Genomic DNA, 20401 nt, shown 5'->3' on the forward strand with positions numbered 1-20401 from the left:
TAAAAATGCGGTTCGATATAGAGGGATTTATTACTTTTGACACTGAGGAGGCCTCTCTGGTCAACTTGTTGACTGGCGATTGTATTGAACTATCAGCCACATCTACTCGCCTTCTTAGCTGTCTGCTGCAATATCGGGGAGATATTATCTCGCGTGTTGATATTTTTCAGACGGTGTTTGAAAAATATGGTGCCAGACCTTCTAATAGTAATCTGAATCAATATATATCCACACTACGTCGTAGCTTGTCTGACCTTGGCATTGAGAAAAGTGTGATTATTACGGTGCCGCGAATCGGTTTTAAGATTTCTAATGAAATTATTATTACCACCGATAGTGATTATCACACATCTTTCTCTCTCCCGACTCTTTCCCCTGAAACCCCTAAGCCTATGACGATTGGGCAACATCACAAAGCGATCATTTTATTTATCCTGATTGCTGTCGGCCTCATGCTCCTCTCTTACTTTTTTATCCATAAAAAACAATCACCTGGCATTCTCCTCACTCAAGATAAATGTACCATTTACGGCACAGGCAGCACACCTGCAACAGAAATACTCAGGAATCAAAAACTGCTCCCCTCCGGGCTCGATTGTTCTACGCCAAAGAAAATATACTTTTTCAATCGGCAGATGAGCGAAGAACAGGACTTAGGCATTTATATGGATATATTCATACTGGAATGCGATCTTAAGTACCAAAAATGCCATAGTTACTACTATAAGGAAATAAAAAATGCGTAAATATTTCTTAATATTTTCGATCTGTATACCAGCACTGATAGCATTATTAATTTTTTATATTCGCCTCAACAGTCATCCGCCTTTTTCCTGTGAGTCACAATACGATCTGACGGAGAACACAAATGAGAGTATTCTACGCTCACAAGGCTTGCTATCTGTAGAATATTCAAACAGTCGGTTTTTAATCAGCGTTGAAGGATTACTCATCAGTGATGGGGATAAATATATCATCTCACGCAGCATCACCTACACATTAAAAAAACATTCTGCCAGCAGCTCTCTTTTTCATATTGCTGATGCCAGGATAATTCGTCACAGCGCCGATAATACACCGGAAAACATTGCACAACAGACTCTCTTTGGCGGCCAAACTAATGATAGAATCATCTATATAAATCGAGTCAATGATGATACTATTTTATTCGGCAACCAAACGTTCCCGCAATATGGCTGCGAGCGCAAATAATAATCGACTGAGATTTGTCTCATAAATTGCATATTATAACGATATCATGAAGATACATTTACTTCCTACATTAGCCAGCATCGCAAATACCATTGATATGATTAATCCCAAGCTGAATCTGCATCATGTCAGAACTGCTTTTATCGTATCGCACCTGGCTAATTTAGTTCATTTCTCTTCGGCTCAGCGTCGTAAAACCGTTCTTGCGGCCCTCATCCATGATATCGGCGGATTGAATGAAAAATCGCGTCTTGAACCGCTTAGTTACATTGATGATGAACATAACAACCACGCACTTATTGGCAGCGAATTACTCAGCAGAATTCCTCTATTTCGCCCATTGAACAGGATTGTTCGCTATCACCACACCCATTGGCGAAAAGGCCTGGGGCATTACATCGAAGGGGAACTGGTCCCCGAAGAAAGCCATCTGCTATTCTTTGCCGATCGACTGGATGTCCTTTATTGCCAGCACCGCACCAGTCATGTGCCCTTCTTAGGCAAGAAACTCCTCGAAATCGTGACTGCCGGGGCAAATATTCTCTATAAAGAAGAGTACATTCAGGCCTTCAGAACCCTCTCCAGCAATGAACACTTTTGGTCGGTGATGGCCTCCTCTGACTATCGGGATTACATTCAAGAAATCCCAAGAATTCATAACGATACTATTTCTTTACACAACCTACGTGATATTGCCGAATTGCTCTCGTTTATTATCGATCAGTTCAGCCAGCAGACACCATGGCACTCCTCTGCTGTCGGACATATTGCCGGTTATCTGGCGACAAAAATGGACATGAGCGCGATGCAAAGCCTAAAAGTTGAGATTGGTGGGTTATTGCATAATATTGCGTGTCTTGATCATAGCCCGCCGCATGAGGGTTCGGCTTCACCAGATAAAGCGCTGCATTCACGCGATCCAATTGAAGAAATTGATGATATTGCTGAGTGGGGTATCCTTCAAGATAGCCCCAATCCGTATGCGGCACTTATCGCAGTTAGTCGTCAGGTGGTCCATGCGCTAACCAACTCACGGGCAGAAGAGAAATCGCTGGCTCGCTTAATTAAACATAACCAGGGGGATGAAATACATCAGTTGGTTGTATCTCTGGTCGCACAAAACTCTTCGCAGATTATTCAAATTTATCGCGCGACCGCAACAGAGATAAAAGAGCTAGTGACGCGTATCGAACAACTCACGCCCCGCACTTAAGATCAGGCCAGCCGATCGTCCGGCCCGATCATATTCAGGCACTCAGTCCGCCGTCCAGCACCAGGGTCTGTCCGGTGATATATTGACTCCCCTCACCGATTAAAAACGCCACCGCCTGAAGCACATCATCCGTTTCACCCAATCTGCGCAGCGGTATCGACTGGCGCATCTCTTTTAATTTTTGTGCAGGGATCTCTTCAAGCATTTCAGTACGAATCAAGCCCGGCGCCAGGCAGTTCACCCGGATACCGAAACGCCCGACCTCCAGTGCCAGTGAACGCGCCATACCGCCCATCGCCGCTTTGCTGGCAGCATAGGCCGTCTGACCGACGTTGCCCTTGAGCGCACTGACTGAAGACATCATCACGATAGAACCGCATCGTTGCATCAGCATCGCCGGCAGCAGAACCCGGTTCCAGTTCATCATTGCGATAACGTTGGTCTCCAGCACCTCGCGCCAGATTGCCGCATTCTGGTGAATATGCAGGCCATCACGGGCCATCCCGGCATTGTGGATAATCGCCTCCGGTGCCCCCCACTCAGCCAGCAGCGACTGCGCAAGCTGTTCAACCCGCGCTTCGTCGTTACCATCGCAGGCGTAACCTCGCACCCAATGGGATGAATCGTCTCCGCTCGCCTGCGCCTGGATGTCGTTGATCGCCGCTTCGTTGCGACCGGTAAACACCACATTCCAGCTTTGCGCCAGGCCCATCACCAGCGCCTGACCGATGCCGCGACTGCCGCCGGTAACCAGTATCCATTTCTGTGCCATATCAGTTACCTGACTCTTTGCTGATGTGCTGGCACAGCTCACCGAGGGTGATCCCCGGATTGTGAATAAACCAGTCCGCCTCCAGCGTGATGTTGAATTCACGCTTTGCCAGTACCATCAGCTCGACGTAGTCGAGACTATCTAATTTCAGCTGCACAAGGGGCGTATTCTCATCGACCTCATCGGGCTCCAGGTCTTTGGCATCACAGATCATTTCACAGACTTTTTGCAGAACCTCATCATACTGAATCATAAAATTATCCTTAATTATCAATTATTAATTGGGCCAACTTTCAGCGTAATCACATTGGTCATAATCTGGTCATTGAGCTGTGCCGCTGCCGCGATACGCACCAGCGCACCCTGTTCAACCTGTCCGACCACCAGTGAAGGTAGCAGCCAGAGCGACAGGGATTCAGGCCAGATCGGTGCTCCTTTATCCGCAAATCGGGCATCGAAAATCACCTCCTGATGAGTTTGCAACACCGGATAACGGGTAAAAATTTGCTGTAACGAGGTTTCCCCCTGGTCGAGCAGGGCCGCAATGTTCTCCTGATTCAGCAGCGCTTTATCGCTAATCAGCTGACGAAAGAGCAGTGCATCAAGAAATTGCCACTGCGCCAGGTCGGGCCAGGCGCTGTTGAAGTGAGATTGCAGAGCAAGCAGCGTCTTAGAATCAAGTTCGCTGGGCTGTTTCCCCACCAGCGATTCCGGTTCAGTCGACAGGCTCATCTGGCACGACAGACAGACTTCATCACTCTGTGGATGCATGACCGACGCGGCGGATAACACGCGGTTTTTTACCGGTCCCGGCGTTAACAGCCAGTCGGCTTCGCACCACAGCGGCCTGCGCAGGCGTACCTGACATTTCAGATAACCTTCAGCACGGGATGACGGATACGCCAGCCGCGACTGAACATCACGTTTCACATCCAGCAGCGCGCGCATCCCGTGGACGCTCAACTGACTCCCCCCCATCGCACGCGCAGCCGAAAGATCGAAGTGAATGGGGTTGTCATCACCAGAAAATGCTGCCCACTGATGAGCATCGGCAAGGGTGTAGCGCAGCCGCGTCACGCGTGTTTCTCCAGCACCAGCGCGGCGTTCGCGCCGCCAAAACCAAAGCTCAGATTCAACGCCCGGCGAATCTCTCCCTGACGATGCCCTTCGGCGATATAGTCGAGATCGCACAGCGGGTCGGGCTGGGTTAAATGCGCCGTGGCGGGCATAATCCCGGCCGCCATCGCCTGCAGGCAGACAATGGTCTCGAAGCTTCCCGCCGCCGCGATCAGATGCCCGGAGTAGGCTTTGGTGCTGGAAACCGGGATTCGATACGCCTCGTCACCCAGCGCCTTTTTCAGCGACTGCGTTTCGTTAATATCATTAAGCGGCGTGGAGGTGCCGTGGGCATTGATATAGTCGAGATCGGCGGGCTGGAGCTCCGCGCTGCGCAGCGCCCAGCGGATAGTCTGCTCGCGGGCCACGCAATCCTCCGCCGGGGAGGTAAAGTCCACCGCGTCGGAGAAATTGGCATAACCGGTGACTTCCGCGAGGATCGTCGCCCCACGTGCGATGGCATGCTCCCGCTCTTCCAGGCACAGCACCGCCCCCCCTTCCGAAAGCACAAACCCGCTGCGCTGCTGGCTGAACGGGCAGCTGGCCCGCTCCGGCGATTCCGTTTCCCGGCTCAGCGCACCGAGCACGTCGATATTCCAGATGGCGCAGACGCTATTTAACGCCTCCCCGGCGCCGGCAAGCATCATACTGGCGCGGCCAAAGCGAATCGCATCATAGGCCTCGCCGATAGCAATAGTGCCGGTAGCGCAGGCGGCAACAGGGGTATTTTGATATCCACGTAAATTCCACAGCTGGCTACAGGCTGCGGTAGTCACGTTCGGCATCGAAAAGAAGCAGCTAAAAGGTGAAGAGACGCCTTTTTTCTCAAACTCCGGCACCGCCAGGTAACTCTCATCCAGCCCCGCCCAGCCGGTGCCAATAATCGCACCGCACATCAGCGGATCGTAGAACGCGGCAGGCGATTCACCGGCAAAGGCCATCGCCATGGCTTCACGCGCGGCGGCCAGCGCCAGGCGCGCATGGCGCGGCAGACGCCGACGGATAGCGGCAGGAACGCCCTTAAGGCTGGGTTCATTCTCCACCTGGCCAATAAAATGGGTGTGGATACCGTTAGCCGAGAGATCGACATAGCGGTAGCCGTGTCGATAATCCATGATCGCCTGCCAGCTTTCGGCGGCGCTGTCGCCAAGGGGAGTCACCGCGCCATAGCCGGTAATTACCACGCGATAAGGGGGTTTACTGTGACTCATTTTGGGATGTCCTCTGTTGCGGGTTACTGCCACCCTGCGCCAGCCAGAGCTGCAAAGTGGCATAAAGATAGTCGTACTGGTTTTGCGCAAGACTGTTCTGCACATCAAGCAGCGCATCCTGGGCGTTCAGCAGGGTCTGATAATCCACCGCGCCTGCACGATAGCGGCTTCCGGTGAGCGTCAGGCGCTGCTGGCCCAGTTGCAGAGATTGCAGCAAGCGATCGCGCTGCTCGTCGGCGTTTAGCCGCTTCTCCATGGCGTTGTCCACTTCCGACAGCGCGGTATAGGCCGTGCGGCGGAAGTTCACCGCCTCCTGCTGCACCTTTACGCTGGCCTGTTCCACGGTGAGCTGCACCGTATTCCACTGGATAAAGGGCGCACTCACGCTGCCGCCGACGGTCCGGAGCGGATCGTTAAACCATTGGTGAAAAATCTGGCTTCCGGCGCTAAGCGTTCCCTGCAACGAAAGCGTGGGATAGAAGCTCAGCCGCGCAGCATCTGAGCCCGCCAGCGCCGCACGCAGGCGTGATTCCGCGGCCTGAAGATCCGGACGGCTGGCGAGCGCGGCCAGCGGCGTGGCGTTGGCAATGGCGACGTGCTGGCGAACATCCAGCACATGGGCCTCATCGGTATGCTGCGACGGTGGGCGGTTGAGCAGCAGCGCCAGCGCGTTGCGCGAAATCGCTCGCTGCTGCTTCAGGGCGAGCAGCTGATTCTGGCGGCTGATAACCGTCTGCCGGGCCTGTAAAACATCAAGTAGTCCAACTTTCCCCGCCCGTTGCCAGGACTCAATCTGCGCTAGCGTCTGCCTGGCAATATCGAAACTCACCTCTTGATAAGCCATTTGCTGATTTAGCAGGGCGATGTTCCAGTAGAGCTGCGCGGTGGTATCAATCGTCGACAGGATCGTCGCGTGATAATCCTGCTCGCTGGCAACCGCTTCCCACTCACTTTGTTCGCGAATACGCGCCAGCTTGCCCCAGAGATCCAGTTCATAGCTCAGCGACAACGAGGTGCTGTAGCTCTCCTGCGAACGCCCGCTGTTTAACGGCTTCGAATTGCTGCCGGAGCCGTTGAGCGTCGCGTCGGGACTGATATTGGTCTGGGTTAGCCCGGCAGAAATGCGTGCCTGCTTGAGAGTTAATGCCGCAGCAGCCAGATCGTTATTGCTTTCCAGCACCTGACCTATCACGCGCGACAAACGCTCGTCGCCGAAGCGATCCCACCAGCGGCCGCTTTCCACCTGCGAAGTGGCGATATTCTGCCCTTCTGTTCGCTGCCAGTTTTCCGGCACCGACAACAGCGGCCGCTGATAATCGCTGCGGGTCAGGTTACCGCAGCCCGTGAGCAGCAGGATCAGCGGTAAAAAAGTACCTAATTTCATTCGCGGGCCAACGCCTCCGTCGGGTTGAGTCGCGCCGCTCGCCGCGCCGGGAAATAGCCGAACGTCAGGCCAATCAGAGCGGAAAAGCCACAGGCCATCGCCACCGGGAGCCACGTAAAGACCATCGAGAACTCCTGCGTCAGCAGAGCAAACAGGTTCCCGGCGGCCCAGGAGCCAATGACCCCCGTCAGCCCGCCGAGCGCGCAGATCATCACCGCCTCAATCAAAAACTGATGCATGATGTCAGAGGGACGCGCGCCGACCGAGAGTCGGATACCGATCTCATGGGTTCGCTCGGTAACGGAAACCAGCATGATATTCATCACCCCAACGCCGCCGACCAGTAGTGAAATAGCGGCAATCGCGGTGATCAGCAGCGACATTGAATCGGAGGTTTTTTGCAGCGCTTTGGCGAGCTGTTCATCGGTCTGGACAAAGAAATCTTTTTTGCCATGCTCGCGAATAAGATGCCTTTCCGCACGCTGCGCGGCCTCTCTCGGCGACAGCGTCTCCTGAAAGCGCAGCGTTAGCGCCTCCAGCGGCTTATCGCCGGAAATCCGCTGTAATAGCGAGGTATAGGGGATCCACGCCGACATAAACCCGCTGACCACTTTCGGCCCCGGCTTGCTGGCAACGCCGATCACCCGCCACGGCGCACCGGCGATTTGCACGATTTTATCCAGCGGATCTTCATTACCGGGAAACAACGTCTCTTTACTGGTTTCATCCAGCACCAGTACCGGCTCCCGGTCGTTGACGTCGCGCAGGGTAAAGCCGTTGCCCTGAATAAAGCGAATCCCCTGCAACGAGAAATAGTCGGCGGAAACCCCGGAGAGGATCATCGAGGAATCCAGGCCCTGGCGCACCGCGGTAGTCATGCTGGAGACAATCGGCGACACTCCCAGCACCCAGGGCTGCTTGCTAAGGCTGGTGATATCCTCAAGCGACAGCGCGCGCTCCATATCCGGGCGTTTGCTACCCCAACCGGTACCGGGGCGAATTTCGAGCGTGGTATTACCCAGTTTGCCAATTTCGTTCATGATGGTCTGCCGGGCGCCTTCACCTACCGCCATCGAAGAAACCACCGATGAGATGCCGATAATAATCCCCAGCATCGACAGAAAGGCGCGCATCCGATGGCCCAACAGCGCACGCCATGCCATTCGTACCGACTCGCCTACGCTGCGCGACAGCGAAGCCCGACCGTTATCCTGTACCGTCGGCAGCCGCTGAATATCACGTTTGTCCTGAGCGCAATTCGTGCGATCGGCAACAATCTGCCCATCGCTGATCTCGACGATCCGCTGCGCTTGCTGCGCCACCTCGCGGTCATGGGTCACGATAATCACCGTGTGGCCATCAGCATTCAGCTGGTGCAGAACATCCATCAGCGCCCTGCCGCTGGCGCTATCCAGCGCCCCGGTGGGTTCATCAGCAAGAATAATCTGCGCGCCGTTGATCAGCGCCCGGCACACGCTGACCCGCTGCTGCTGCCCGCCGGAGAGCTGCGCGGGTTTATGCCCTAAACGCGTATCAATGCCCAACTTTCCCGCTAGCAGCGCGATTCGCGCCTGACGTTCAATTGCAGGCATCGCGGTATATAAGGCGGGAATGGCGATGTTCTCTTCCGCTGTTAAATAAGGCATCAGGTGATAGCGCTGAAAAATAAACCCTAACCAGCGGCTACGCAGTTCGGCAAGCGCCGCGCTATCGGCCAGATGAGTAGCAATGCCGTTGATATAAACCTCGCCGCTGCTGGGTTTGTCCAGGCAGCCGATAATGTTCATCAGCGTCGATTTACCCGAGCCGGAAGCACCCATTATCGCCACCATTTCGCCGGGCATAATGGTCAGGGACACCGATTTCAGCACCGGAATCGTCTGCGTTCCGGCGATAAAAGAGCGAGTAACGTTATTAAGCTGGATTAACGGCTTCACCATCAGATTGACCCTGCATCCTGCGGGATCACCACCCGCTCGCCGGGCTGCAAGCCTTCAAGGACCTGTGCGTACTGGCGGTCGTTAATGCCGATACGAACGGTGCGCTCCTCGCTGCCGTTCGCCTTCTGCACCACCACCAGATAGCGTTCATTGCCCAGCGAACGCCCCAGTGCAGCAACTGGAACCCGCAGCGCGTCTTTGGCCTGCGCAATGCGGATAAACACCTGCGCGGTCATCGAGGTTTTCAGCAGTCGCTGGCGGTTATCCACCTCAAAGGTGCCGTTGTAGTAAATGGCAGTGCTTTGCTGATTGCTGGCGGAAGCCCCGGAGTTTTGCTCTTCCAGCGCCTCCTGCGGTGCGGGCTGGACATAGCCAAGCTCCCCCTCATAACGCGTCTGCGGGTCGGCAATCACGTAAAACCACAGCGGCTGTCCGGGATGGATTTTCTGGATATCGGCTTCGGAAATGCGCGTTTGCACCTGCATTTTATCGAGGTCGGCAAGCACCAGAATAGTCGGCGCAATTTGTGATGAGACGATGGTTTGCCCTTCACGGGTGACAATGCCCAGCACTTCTCCGTCCATAGGGGCGAGAATGCGCGTATAGCCGAGGTTGGCGTTGGCGGTTTGCACGCTCATTTCCGCTTGTACAATCTGCGCCTCATTGACTGCAATCTGCTGAACCTGCGCGGCATATTGCGCCTGCGCCTGTTCAAGGTCGCTGTTCACACCAGAGCCGTCGCGATTCATGGCCTGCTCGCGGGTCAGCGCTTTGCGGTACTGCACCAGCGTCGCTTCAGAGGCTAACTTCTGCGCTCTGGCGCTGGCCAGCTGCGCGGTGGCGTTACGTAAGTCTGAAAGCTGTAAAGTCGGGTCGATTTCGGCCAGCAGTTGCCCTTTTTGCACCCGCTCCCCTTGACGAACAAACAGCTTGCGCAACTGCCCGCTGACCTGAGCGCCAACGCTCACCTGGACAGCTGGTTTGATGATGCCGCTCGCCAGCACCACTTTTTCGATATCTCCACGCTCCAGGGCGACGGTATAGAGCGATTCGGCCTGTGCCGGCAGCGCGCGCTGATAAAAAACGGCGACGATGATGGCCACGATCGCGATCAGCGCAAACAACCACGTTTGGCGCTGGCGTAATAATCCTCGCATCATGAGTCCGGCGCTCCCTGCCCGATATCGCGCAACTCGCCTTCGTTCAGGCGATATACTCGCGCAAAGTGGTTCACAATCAGCTCACTGTGGGTCACGACAATCAGCGTCTTGCCCTGTTCGCGACAGTGCTGACACAGCGCGGCGATGACCGTCTCTGCGGTTTCATCATCAAGATTGGCGGTTGGCTCATCAAACAGTAAAATCGGTCGGGTACTGTAGAGCGCCCTCGCCAGCATCAGCCGCTGGCGCTGGCCTAAAGAGAGCGCGGAGTGGCTTTCGCGAATCAGCGCTTCCATTCCCCCGGGCAGCGCCTGTACCACCGACCCCAGCGCCATTTTATCGATCAGCGCTTCCACTCGCCCACGGTCGCTGTCGCTGTACCACGGGTCAAACAGGGTGATGTTTTGCAGCACCGAGGCGTTAAACAGGATGTCTTCCTGACTTTGCAACCACACCTGCGAAGTCAGTTGTTGAGCACTCGCTTCAGCATTGTTCAGCAAAATTCGCCCATCCTGCGCGGAAAAAAGTCCGGTCATCAGCCGCAGCAAGGTGCTCTTTCCGGCACCGGAATCGCCGACAATGGCTATCTGATCGCCAGGCTCAAGTACGAGATCCACCGCGTTTAATATTGGCCTTTGCGGGTTGTAATAAAAACTCACCCGCTCGAACGCCAGTCGCGGAACCGCTGTTCCGCTGAGCGGAGAAATCAGGGGAGAAGCAAGCTCATGCTTCGTAAACAATCCCTGCGCGCGGGTATCAATGACATGCAGTTGCGATTTACGGATAACGGCATAGAACATCCGCGTGACGTAGGAGGTAAAAATTTGCCGCAAAAAGCTGTAGGCAAAGAAGTCGCCCAGGGAGATCTGTTTTGCATGTACCAGCGGCAGCACTACCAGCATAAAAACCACCATTTCGAGGCTGCCGGTCAGTTGATACAGCCCTTCTTTCACCTGCTGATACACTTTCTGCCGTTGCAGGCAGGTAAAAAGGTCATGCGACAGGCGGGCAAACTGCGCTTTGCGCTGGGTTTCCAGCCCGGCGGTTTTAATGGTTAATACCCCCTGAAGGGTCTCCATAAAAAAGTCATTTAGCACCGCGCTCTTGAGCTGAAGCTGCTGCGTATACCAGCGGTCGCGAAATATCGCCCAGACGCTAATTAACCCCATCACCACAATGCCCACGGCGGAAATCAGCGCCAGCACCGGGGAGATCCAGAACATGATGCCGATGGCGATAACGCAAATAATCCAGTCCGAGCGCAGGCCGTTATCCAGCTCAATTTTTTGCAGCATGCCGCTCTGCCAGGCAATAAAGCGGCTGAAAACATCCCCCGGCGCGCGTTTTTCAAAAAAGCGCAGGGGATTATTCAGTAATCGCGAAAAACCAATATCGCTATTAAGCAACACAAAGCGGCGGATGAAACGCTCGCTAATCACCCGGACACCCAGCGCTAACAGCGTGGAGACCACAAAGGCGAGGATGAACCACAGATATGGAAAATCCGTATTCTGCGCATCTGAGAACGCCTGATTAATCGCGCGGCTGACCATCGTCGGCATTAAAAACAGCGTTAACGCCACCAGGAAGGTTAATAGCATCAGCTTGTAAATGCCCGGAACCGCCGCCGTCTCCTTCAGGCTCATAGCCCGCGGCATCTCCTGCTGCGCTTCGGCGATAACAGGGTTGGGGATGACTCCTGATGAGGGGGATTCTTCAAGGATCAGCGCATAGCCGCTAATCTCTTTTTTTAACGCTGAGAACGGCAACCACTGCTGACCAATTGCCGGGTTCATCACGCAGACGTAGTCCCCCTTGCGCCACGCCAGCAGGACATAGTGACTGGCACCGTAGTGCAAAATGGAGGGGAACGGCAGCCCATGTAGCTCGTCGTGATCGAAGAGCACTGGAGCAGTGGCAATGCCAACCTGTTGCAGGATGACGGATAAATCGCTCAACGATGTCCCATGATCGGACGCCGGGAAAATCTCCCGCAATGCCGGAAGAGAGCACTGAATATTCTGGGTTTGCGCCAGCATCGCAATACAGGAGAGGCCGCACTCATTGGTCTCTTCCTGAAAAACCATATCAGGGATAATATTTTTCATATTGATGCATCAGTGATTAATAAAATAGAGCGAATGGCTGTGCCACAAAAGCCAATCCTGCGGATAATCACGCAGGGTGTTTTCAATAATCGTCGGCAACGTTGCAGTGACCTCTTTTGGCGACAGCGGGGAATAGATTTTTATTTTTATCCCTTGCTGATAATAGAGGTGATAAAAAACCACCTGCGCCGACACGATGCGCGAAAACCGCTGTACGCCGTTGTGTAGTTTTGCCGGACGGCCAAATAGCCGACAGCTTATTTTTCCGGACTGTGCTTCATGGGTCTGAACGGTGTAATCGGCTGGAATATCGGGGAAAATAATCATATTTTCCCGCCCTTCAGAGACGTTAGTCATTAGCGCCATCAGCTCGCTGGCCAGCGACGTATTATCCTGGTGGATGGAGCAGTAAGAGAGCGCGACGCCGCCCATTGCGCGACTGGCGACGGTGTAGCTTTCCGCGCTGGATGAGACCACCACGCTGGCTTTGCCCGGCGTCACGCCGGCCCCGACCATCGCGGCTAAAATATCGGAAACGCAGTGCAGCGGCGCGAGGACCACCGGCGTCTTTTGCGCCACCAGTGGCGCAACCACCGCATCAAGCTCTTGCGTGCACGCCTGCATCTGGCGCAACGTTGCCGGGTGCTGACCCCAGGTCGCGCCCATCTCCAGCAGCTGGCGGCGCATGGCGATCCACGCGGCGTCAACTCGCCTATCGCTACCGATCAGGCAGCGATAGTTCTGCGTCGCCACGGCGGTACGCCCGCGATATTGTCTGCCCAACAACCGCAGCGTGCACAGCGCGCGAACGGTTAGCAACAGCAGCGACATAGGGGTATAACGCATCACTGCCCGCACCGTCTTTTGCCCGTAGCCGGTAAAAGGACGGTGTCGCCAGGCAAGCTGCGCGGACCATTTTCTTACGCTGAAGACGCCCCAGACGATCAGAAAGCGCGTCACGCTTACTCCTTGTCCTGAGCTAACAGCTGGCGCATATAGTAGGCAAATTCAGGAAATTGACGATCCTTCGCCACGACGTATTTTTTATTAACAATAAACAACGGCGTCGCGTTAATGTCATAGAGCTCGGTGATTTTCGCCATATATTCCAGCCGTTCGGCAACGGCTTTGCTTTGGCGTACCTGATGATATTTCGCCACATCAATATCGTTCTTTTTCAGCCAGGCATTCAGCGCTTCATCATCAGCTAAATTAATACCGCGAACCATTACCGCGTTAAATGCCGAGTCGCGCGTCTGACGCTCAAGGCCCATCACTTCAAGCGTCGCAAAAACCGGTGCATAAACCGCCAGACCATTTCTTTCAGCGGTGATATGGATAACTTCGAAGGTGCTATCTACCGGTAAGGTGGCGGCAAATTTTTCGATATCTTCCTCATTCGACGCGCAGTAGTGGCAGCCATAGGACAGCACTTCAATAATACTGCTCTCATGTTTTATTGGGCTACTGGCAACAATTGCCTCATCAATTTTCCGTAGCGCCGAAGGCTTACTGCTATCTAATGAAAAAGTATTAAATACAAAGATGTGATAACACAGAACAGTTATCAGCGACGAAATTAACGCCACCAGAAACGTGTAGCCAACAGCGGTAATAGGTTTTATTTTCATTTCGATACCAGGCTCGCGAAAAAGGCGTAAAAATATATGGAGGGTTTCCCCTCCATATACCACTGCAGAAATTACTGGCGAATGCGGTTCGGGACTACGCACATACCATCAGCAGCATCTTTCATGCTAACGGTTGAGTTGCCGTGCTTATCCGTGCAGGTGGTCACTTCTTTACAAGAAGAAACACCGCCAACAACCACAGTTTCGTAAGAGCTGGTGCAAGTTTCCTTACAGGTCCCGCCAATAATACCCGCTGCTTCAATCATGCTTAATTTTTGCATTTGTTAGTTCCTTAACTATTTATATTGAAATGTATTTTCTTACACTTACCTACTGGCTTAGATACCTGCCAGTAATTTTGTCGATGTCATACGTTGCACGCTGCTATATGCAAGGCGTGGCGACGATACACTTGAAAATATTAAAAAGCTCAACGTTATTTTTGGCATTTAATTTTTTCATCAGCCCTCGTTTACTGCGGCTTAAGCGACGAACATCAATTTGTTGCTCAGAGGAAATTTGCGAAAGCGACTTTCCTTTGAATATTTCTTCCATTAACCACCAGTCATCACTGGAGATGCTGTTATTAAAATCTCTTGCCAACCATTTTTGCCGTGTGTAGTTAATCAACGAACGGCTAAAGAATATTTTTTTTGCTACTAATGCCTGAGAATCTTCGATAAAGCTAGAAAAGTTGCTCAGTGATTCATTCTTTAATAACCAACTGGCTTCCGGGAGAAGCGAATGCAGTGCAAAAAAGAGAGCGAGATTATTGCTATCTAACAAAATAACCAGTTGCTGATTTTCCCGGCAATAATGTTCTTTAATGGTATACAACGCATTAAAGCGTTCATCCGGTAAGCTGTCGACATCACAGAGGATCCAATGCAGCTCATTTCTCTTTTTTGGTGAACGCAGCGTGCTAATCAGCTGCGAAAAATGTTCGATCTTTGAGAAAGAGCAGTCCGGCTCGCGGGCAGTAAGATCGGCAACTGCGGAACGCACACCTTCAGAGAAAAAAATATTTTTATCGTAGAGAAAGAAATGGCGGCTCATTTTTAATCATCCTTGATCGGTTCTACTGGTAGTTTAGGGTGTAATTTGCCGTGGCCTGAAAGGCACCGGTTTGCAAGGTTTCGTTACTCAAGGCATCCGGTTCCCCTTCCACAAAAGCTTTAAAATTTAACTGCATGGTGACATCGGAAATGGCAACCGCGGTCGTCGGCGTATTCAGTGAAATAGCCGTACCGTTACTCTCTTCAAAGCCAATACCAATCCCGCTGGCGGAATTGGGCGCTATCGGCGTAATCGCCAGGCGATCGCTCATATTGGCATTTTCCGTCCCGCTAAAGGTCACAGTGACGGAATTAAAGACATCGGTACTGCAATCCTTTAGCTCAATAACAAACACTTTGGGCTGCGATTTCCCTTCGGCATACAGCGAGCGGGTTGAAATCTGGCCAAAATCCACGGCGATGTTTTTTGACGAAGGGACGATACTGCAGCCCTGGGCAACAACGGTTCCTTTGAAGTTTAAATCGCCGCCGATCAGCTCCCCGATGGCATACGCCGGGGTGACTGCCGGTAGCGAACATATGAGTATCATTGATGCGATTAATTGACGCATGCTGTCCCCTTACTGAAACTCAGCGACCACGGTGGCCGATGCCTGGAAATCCCCTTCAAGTACGTTGGTCCCGGCATTGGCAATCGGTGCGGCGGTCAGATTCCAGGTTCCCTGGTTATTATTAAAACCCGGGACGTCATAAAACTTATTCGCGGCCACTAAATTGCCGCCGGAATCCTTCAAGATAATGCCAAGGTTGGAGCGGTCGACGGCCCCGGTGGTACCTAAATAATCGCTATTAAAACTGGCGGTATTAGCCTGCTGAATTCCCAGGCGAATATTCAAGTTACCGGTCGCAAAACTTCCCCCTTCACACTTCACCTGAATCGGCACAGACTGGCTGTAGTTGTTGCCGTTAAGCAGTGAACCAGAGCTGGGGATAGTGTTAAAATCAACAGTGATCGGCGAGCCGGAATTGACGATACATTTGTCCGGAACGGTAATAACTCCAGAGTTAATAGAGACAATCGACATGGGCGTGGTCCCCATCCCGGCGCTGTAATTGCCCAGGCGACCGTAAAGTTTAGCTATTTCGGTACCCAACAGGTTTACGCCGTTAACAATCGGCTTGGTGATCATAAACGTCACCCGCCCCTGAGCGCCGGATTCAAAGTTATTAAACTGAGTGGTTGGTGGCACGCATTTGTTCTGAAAAGCCTCGTTTGACTCATTATTAAAAGGGACCGGAAGATAGGCCTTGCGCTGACCACGGATATAAATTTCAATTTTTACATCCATGTAATCATTGAGCTTTAAATATCCCGCCGAACTACCCTGCTGAAGTAATGAGGCAGTAGCAGAATAATAGATAGCCTGATTTTCCATGGGGATAGTACAGCTGGCTACGCCAGAGTATTGGCCGCCTAGTGCAAAAGTATAAGGAATGGTCGCCCCGATACTGTTGTTGGTAATATCCTGGTTGGCGACGTCAATATTATACATTTTAGGTCCGCCAACCGGCGTAATTTCCCCTTCAACTGCCGCTGCGGTTTCCCAGGACAGCAGGCCACCGCATAGCAAAATAGCGACGCGGGTTTTACGCCAGATAACCATAGCAGCCATTACAGATACTCCATTTTTAAACGCAGCAGTCCGCTAAAATTACCGGCGGTCACGTTTCGGCCGGTAGACTCCAGTACCGCAATAAACGTCAGGCTGCTGTCGCCGGTTTTCACAATAAACGGCGGCTGGGTTTGATTGATATCCAGCGCGCGCTCTTTGATATCCAGCAGACGAATACCGGCTCCGGAGGTGCTGCCAGTCAGGCGTAACAGTTGACGATTATTCTCGTCCGACTCGCCGATAAACGTCATCTGTACCGCCTGCTCGCCAGTGGTATAGAGGTGCTTGCTATTTCCCGTAGTCCTTGATGCGATGCTGTCTCGCGCCTGTGACGCCCCTTTCAGGCAATCTCGCAGTTCAACGCGTACCAGTACCGGTTGGCTACGATCGCCCGCCTGATGAAATCGGCGGGCGCTAATTTCGCCCAGTTCGATGATTTGCAGACGGCTCTGCGGGGCAAGGACGCACGGCGAGGCGTAAACAGATCCCTGAAATATCACATTACCGCCATCTTCCCCCTGATGATCCTGGTTATAGTGCTGCGGCTGTAGCGGAATATCAGCGTCGGCCAGCGCTGGCATGCTGAGACCGAATACAAACAGTGCGAATAGCGATAAACGCGTTTTCATCATCAGGTTCCTCTCAATTACCCTTGCTGCGACGGCGGCAGAGCTTTACAGGTATTTCCCGCACAGCGATATTTCAGTTCCGGATGGCCGCCATAGTCATTCACGTACATCATGGAAAAATCACTAATTCCGCCATCTGTTACGCTGAACTCCAGACTGGATTTCGGTGCAATCATAATTCCCGGAAATTTCGTTATTTTTTCACCCTTCGTCTGCGACAGGCTAATAATGGTGATGTAATAAGGCGTCGGGTTTTGCGCGCTCATTTTATTGCCGCTTTTTTGAAAGACGACCTGATCCTGCCAAATCTCGCTTTTGCTTTTTGGGATAATGGCGGTTGGGCGGAAAAATAATTTAATCCGCGACTGCATCGCTAATTGCAAGACATTCGCTTTATCCGGCTTAGGCGGAATTTCACGCACGCTTAAATAAAACAGGCTTTCACGATCCTGCGGCAGCTGATTGATGCCATCAGTCTTGGTCACGCGCGCGACGCCTTTTTGCCCGCCGTTAATTCGCTGCAAAGGCGGCAGCACCACCAGCGGAGAGGTGATTTTATTGCCTTTGCTGTCCTCGACCCAGGACTGCGCCAGAAACGGAATATCCGGGCTGGTGTTGGTCAAATTCGCGCTTGCCGAGCTATCTTTACCGGTGATAATCAAGCGAGTGCGATCCAGTGAAACGCCCGCCTGAGCGGTACTGCTTACCGCTGTCAGCATCAGGGCGCCCATCCAGCAGAGTTTGTTACTTGTCATGCTCATTTTTGGCCTTTTATTACTGTCACTGTCATTTACACGGCAATAGCGCGGCTGTCGAACGACGCTCTATAGATGGCGGAATGGTTATCTGACACTGCTTTTTCCCGCTCCACATCACGCTTAGCGCCTCTTGTGGGTTCACGCCCGCCAGCCATCCCTGTCCGCCTTCCATAATCATCGACACGCTAACGCCATCGCCGTTAATAACCTCGGCGCCAAACGGAGGATAGGTACCGTCAGCCAGGCGAATAATGCCCATCATCTTCTCGCCCTTCGCCATGCCAAAGGTCTGATAGCCGATAGCGCCTTCGGTCAGCGTGGCGGTGCTGATGGCTTTTGCCGGTTCAATCGATTCCGACATCGCATCGACATCAACCCGGGTATCAAAGCTGTTGTAGCTCACGATGTCCGGAATAACGGCAATACCGAAATTGTTAGTTCTTGATTTCCCGTCATTTAGCGGGACGTCGCCGATGCCGTTGGTATTCACCATCACGCGAGCGGTGTTGAGCGTCGCGCCGCTGTTGTGGATCGCCGCGCCATGTCGGGTGGCGGTAAAACCGCCGCGCAGAGTGCTGCTCAGAGAGATATAGTGATCCTGCTGATAGCTGGCGTTGCTGTTGATTTCGGCATACTGCGAGCGGCGCTGATAATAGCCGTCGACGTTGGCATAACCGCTCTGGCTCGCCCCTGCACGCAGTCGCCACAGGTTGTTGTAGTCGCTGCTATCGGTATACGAGAGCATCGGGCTGGTTTTGCCGTTATTGGTCTGCACGTCCAGACCACTCCATTTGCTATCGCCAACCGGAACAGAAAGCGAAATAGAGATCGAGTCGTCTTTACGTCCTTCATAATCAGAACGATATGCTGAAATATTGGTGGTGATCCCGCGAATATTACCGACGTTAAACGAACGCCCTAAAGAGATGCCGTAGCGATCCTGACTGCTGCGATTCCAGTAATTCTGGTGGGTATAGGTCAGGAATACGGTGGTCGCCTTGCCCGGCTCATCGGCCCAGAACGTTTTATTCCCGGTAATGGTATAAACTTCTTTTTCGCGCCCAAGGCTGTCATATCCCTCATAACGCTCGTTGAGATATTGCGAGAAAGAGCGGAAATCTTCCTGAGAAAAGCGATATCCGGCGAAGGTAATTGAACTGTTATATTCGTCAAAGGTTTTCGCATAGCTCAGCTTAAATGAGGTGCCTTTAAGTCGTTTCTTATTCGACTGCTGACTATAAGATTCTGTGGCATCCAGCGAGAGCGCGCCAAGAACGCTTAAATCACGACCAATACCAGCGGAAACTGCAGTATATTCAGCCCCCGCGCTTTGTAGCCCACCATATAGCGACCAGGCGTTGCTTATCCCCCAGGAGAAGTCGCCAGAAGCGAATCCCGGTCCCTGAATTTTATGGCTGTAGCGGGATGGCGCACCGATCGCCACGTTGTAGCGCACATAGCCCGGACGCGTGAGATAAGGAATATTGGCGGTGTTGACCTGGAAAGTGGAGATTGAACCATCCTGCTCTTCAACCTGTACATCCAGCGTGCCTCGCACAGAACTACGTAAGTCCTGGATATTAAACGGCCCGGCAGGGACCGTGGTTTCATAAATAATGCGCCCGCTCTGCTTCACCGTCACTTTGGCGTTAGTCTTGGCCAGACCGCGAATTTCTGGCGCATAACCTTGCAAGTTCGGCGGCAATTGGCGCTCATCGCTGGCGAGATTAAGCCCGGTAAAACGTACAGTGTCGAAGACCTGAGAATCGAGGTAGATCTCCCCTGCCGTCAATTTTGCCGCCAGCATTGGCAGCGGACGATAGGCGTAGACCTGATTCATGTCGAAATCGAACTGGTGCGTCGAGCTGTAATAGCTGGTCTGGTATTCACCACGCAAACGCCAGCCACCGAGGTTGACCCCAGTCTGACCATAGCCGCTTAAGGTGCTGTAATCTTCGTGCATATCAAGCTGCCGGGTATATTGCCCGGTCAGGCTGTAGTCGAGCAGAAACCCGCCAATTCCCTGGTCCCAACGCTCTGGTGGCACCCAGTTTGGATCATTGTATTTCATCCATGCCTGCGGGACGGTGATGTCCAGCACCCCGGCATAGTTACTCAACGTGGCGCCAGGAAGACTCAGCAGGTCATAGCAATCCGCAAACGGTTGTGCAACCTTCTGTTGTGCTTCCTCTTTCAACGCTAATCTTGAGAGAATTTCGCCGTTAATACAGGCTTGGGTATGTTTCTCGTCTTTGGAGGCCAGATAACGAACTTTTTGCTGCCCCACTGCCTGGCCATTAATTTTAATGTCTAAGAGATATTCGCCTGGCGGAACATAGTTATCGGTAGCAAAACGGGTTAAATCAATATTGCCGCGGTCGGCGGCATCCAGTACGTCGGTATTGAATTCTACATCCGAGGAAGCGCAAGCCATAGAGGTGCAGCAGAAGAAAAGTATCTGAGAGAGGATTACATTTATTTTTATTTTTTGTTCTGCTGACATGACTATTCATCCCGAATCATTCAGTAAAATATCGTGCGCGACAAACAAGCTAAAACAAGAATAACTGGCTTGTTT

General features: G+C 52.7%; 20 protein-coding genes. 3 read left to right on the forward strand and 17 right to left on the reverse strand.

What is annotated here, in order from left to right; genetic code table 11:
* Positions 1 to 5 precede the first annotated feature (5 nt).
* From HV127_RS00690 to HV127_RS00700, 3 genes are read left to right on the forward strand one after another with little or no spacing between them, the layout of a single operon-like run.
* On the forward strand, positions 6 to 746 hold the full coding sequence (locus HV127_RS00690) for a winged helix-turn-helix domain-containing protein (protein WP_182234456.1): 741 nt from the start codon (positions 6 to 8) through the stop codon (positions 744 to 746).
* A complete protein-coding gene (locus tag HV127_RS00695) occupies positions 739 to 1212 on the forward strand; it encodes a FidL-like protein (protein ID WP_182234458.1) in 474 nt (157 codons plus the stop codon). The genes HV127_RS00690 and HV127_RS00695 overlap by 8 nt, the downstream gene beginning before the upstream one ends.
* 46 nt (positions 1213 to 1258) lie before the next feature.
* Entirely contained in the window at positions 1259 to 2425 is a 1167-nt protein-coding gene (locus tag HV127_RS00700) for an HD domain-containing protein (protein WP_182234460.1), read from the forward strand.
* A gap of 34 nt (positions 2426 to 2459) precedes the next feature.
* Here the strand turns inward: HV127_RS00700 and HV127_RS00705 are convergent, their stop codons facing one another.
* The 17 genes from HV127_RS00705 to HV127_RS00785 all read right to left on the reverse strand — a co-directional run bounded on the left by HV127_RS00705 (position 2460) and on the right by HV127_RS00785 (position 20326).
* The gene (locus HV127_RS00705; RefSeq protein ID WP_182234462.1) at positions 2460 to 3197 is read right to left on the reverse strand and encodes an SDR family NAD(P)-dependent oxidoreductase; all 738 of its coding nucleotides are present in this window, start codon (positions 3195 to 3197) and stop codon (positions 2460 to 2462) included.
* 1 nt (position 3198) lies between these two features.
* A complete protein-coding gene (locus tag HV127_RS00710) occupies positions 3199 to 3450 on the reverse strand; it encodes an acyl carrier protein (RefSeq protein ID WP_182234464.1) in 252 nt (83 codons plus the stop codon).
* A 17-nt stretch (positions 3451 to 3467) separates the two neighbouring features.
* On the reverse strand, positions 3468 to 4274 hold the full coding sequence (locus tag HV127_RS00715; protein ID WP_182234466.1) for a MaoC family dehydratase: 807 nt from the start codon (positions 4272 to 4274) through the stop codon (positions 3468 to 3470).
* Complete coding sequence (locus HV127_RS00720; protein ID WP_182234468.1) at positions 4271 to 5524, reverse strand: beta-ketoacyl-[acyl-carrier-protein] synthase family protein; 1254 nt, start codon at positions 5522 to 5524, stop codon at positions 4271 to 4273. Before HV127_RS00720 ends, HV127_RS00715 begins: the two co-directional genes overlap by 4 nt.
* A complete protein-coding gene (locus HV127_RS00725; RefSeq protein ID WP_182234470.1) occupies positions 5511 to 6908 on the reverse strand; it encodes a TolC family protein in 1398 nt (465 codons plus the stop codon). Before HV127_RS00725 ends, HV127_RS00720 begins: the two co-directional genes overlap by 14 nt.
* On the reverse strand, positions 6905 to 8848 hold the full coding sequence (locus tag HV127_RS00730) for an ABC transporter permease (RefSeq protein WP_182234472.1): 1944 nt from the start codon (positions 8846 to 8848) through the stop codon (positions 6905 to 6907). The genes HV127_RS00725 and HV127_RS00730 overlap by 4 nt, the downstream gene beginning before the upstream one ends.
* Positions 8848 to 10008: an efflux RND transporter periplasmic adaptor subunit gene (locus HV127_RS00735; RefSeq protein WP_182234474.1), complete on the reverse strand. Its 1161-nt coding sequence runs from the start codon at positions 10006 to 10008 to the stop codon at positions 8848 to 8850. Before HV127_RS00735 ends, HV127_RS00730 begins: the two co-directional genes overlap by 1 nt.
* Complete coding sequence (locus HV127_RS00740) at positions 10005 to 12116, reverse strand: ATP-binding cassette domain-containing protein (protein WP_182234476.1); 2112 nt, start codon at positions 12114 to 12116, stop codon at positions 10005 to 10007. The genes HV127_RS00735 and HV127_RS00740 overlap by 4 nt, the downstream gene beginning before the upstream one ends.
* Positions 12117 to 12125: 9 nt before the next feature.
* The gene (locus HV127_RS00745; protein ID WP_182234478.1) at positions 12126 to 13076 is read right to left on the reverse strand and encodes an ABC transporter; all 951 of its coding nucleotides are present in this window, start codon (positions 13074 to 13076) and stop codon (positions 12126 to 12128) included.
* A 2-nt stretch (positions 13077 to 13078) separates the two neighbouring features.
* Positions 13079 to 13747, reverse strand: a complete 669-nt coding sequence (locus HV127_RS00750; RefSeq protein WP_182234480.1) for a DsbA family protein — start codon at positions 13745 to 13747, stop codon at positions 13079 to 13081.
* Positions 13748 to 13818: 71 nt separating this feature from the next.
* The gene (locus tag HV127_RS00755; protein ID WP_110275820.1) at positions 13819 to 14028 is read right to left on the reverse strand and encodes a DUF4762 family protein; all 210 of its coding nucleotides are present in this window, start codon (positions 14026 to 14028) and stop codon (positions 13819 to 13821) included.
* A 103-nt stretch (positions 14029 to 14131) separates the two neighbouring features.
* Positions 14132 to 14803, reverse strand: coding sequence for a DNA-binding response regulator (locus tag HV127_RS00760; protein WP_110275821.1), 672 nt, complete (start codon positions 14801 to 14803; stop codon positions 14132 to 14134).
* 22 nt (positions 14804 to 14825) lie between these two features.
* The gene (locus HV127_RS00765; protein ID WP_182234482.1) at positions 14826 to 15374 is read right to left on the reverse strand and encodes a fimbrial protein; all 549 of its coding nucleotides are present in this window, start codon (positions 15372 to 15374) and stop codon (positions 14826 to 14828) included.
* A 9-nt stretch (positions 15375 to 15383) separates the two neighbouring features.
* Positions 15384 to 16436 carry a fimbrial protein gene (locus HV127_RS00770; RefSeq protein ID WP_182234484.1) on the reverse strand — a complete coding sequence of 351 codons (1053 nt, stop codon included), beginning with the start codon at positions 16434 to 16436 and terminating at the stop codon, positions 15384 to 15386.
* Positions 16436 to 17065 carry a fimbrial protein gene (locus HV127_RS00775; protein ID WP_112213839.1) on the reverse strand — a complete coding sequence of 210 codons (630 nt, stop codon included), beginning with the start codon at positions 17063 to 17065 and terminating at the stop codon, positions 16436 to 16438. Before HV127_RS00775 ends, HV127_RS00770 begins: the two co-directional genes overlap by 1 nt.
* A 17-nt stretch (positions 17066 to 17082) precedes the next feature.
* Positions 17083 to 17826 carry a molecular chaperone gene (locus HV127_RS00780; protein WP_182234486.1) on the reverse strand — a complete coding sequence of 248 codons (744 nt, stop codon included), beginning with the start codon at positions 17824 to 17826 and terminating at the stop codon, positions 17083 to 17085.
* Between the two features lie 25 nt (positions 17827 to 17851).
* Positions 17852 to 20326, reverse strand: coding sequence for a fimbria/pilus outer membrane usher protein (locus HV127_RS00785; RefSeq protein WP_182234488.1), 2475 nt, complete (start codon positions 20324 to 20326; stop codon positions 17852 to 17854).
* Positions 20327 to 20401 lie beyond the last annotated feature (75 nt).

Source organism: Klebsiella sp. RHBSTW-00215, assembly GCF_014103785.1.
Taxonomy (GTDB): Bacteria; Pseudomonadota; Gammaproteobacteria; order Enterobacterales; family Enterobacteriaceae; genus Klebsiella.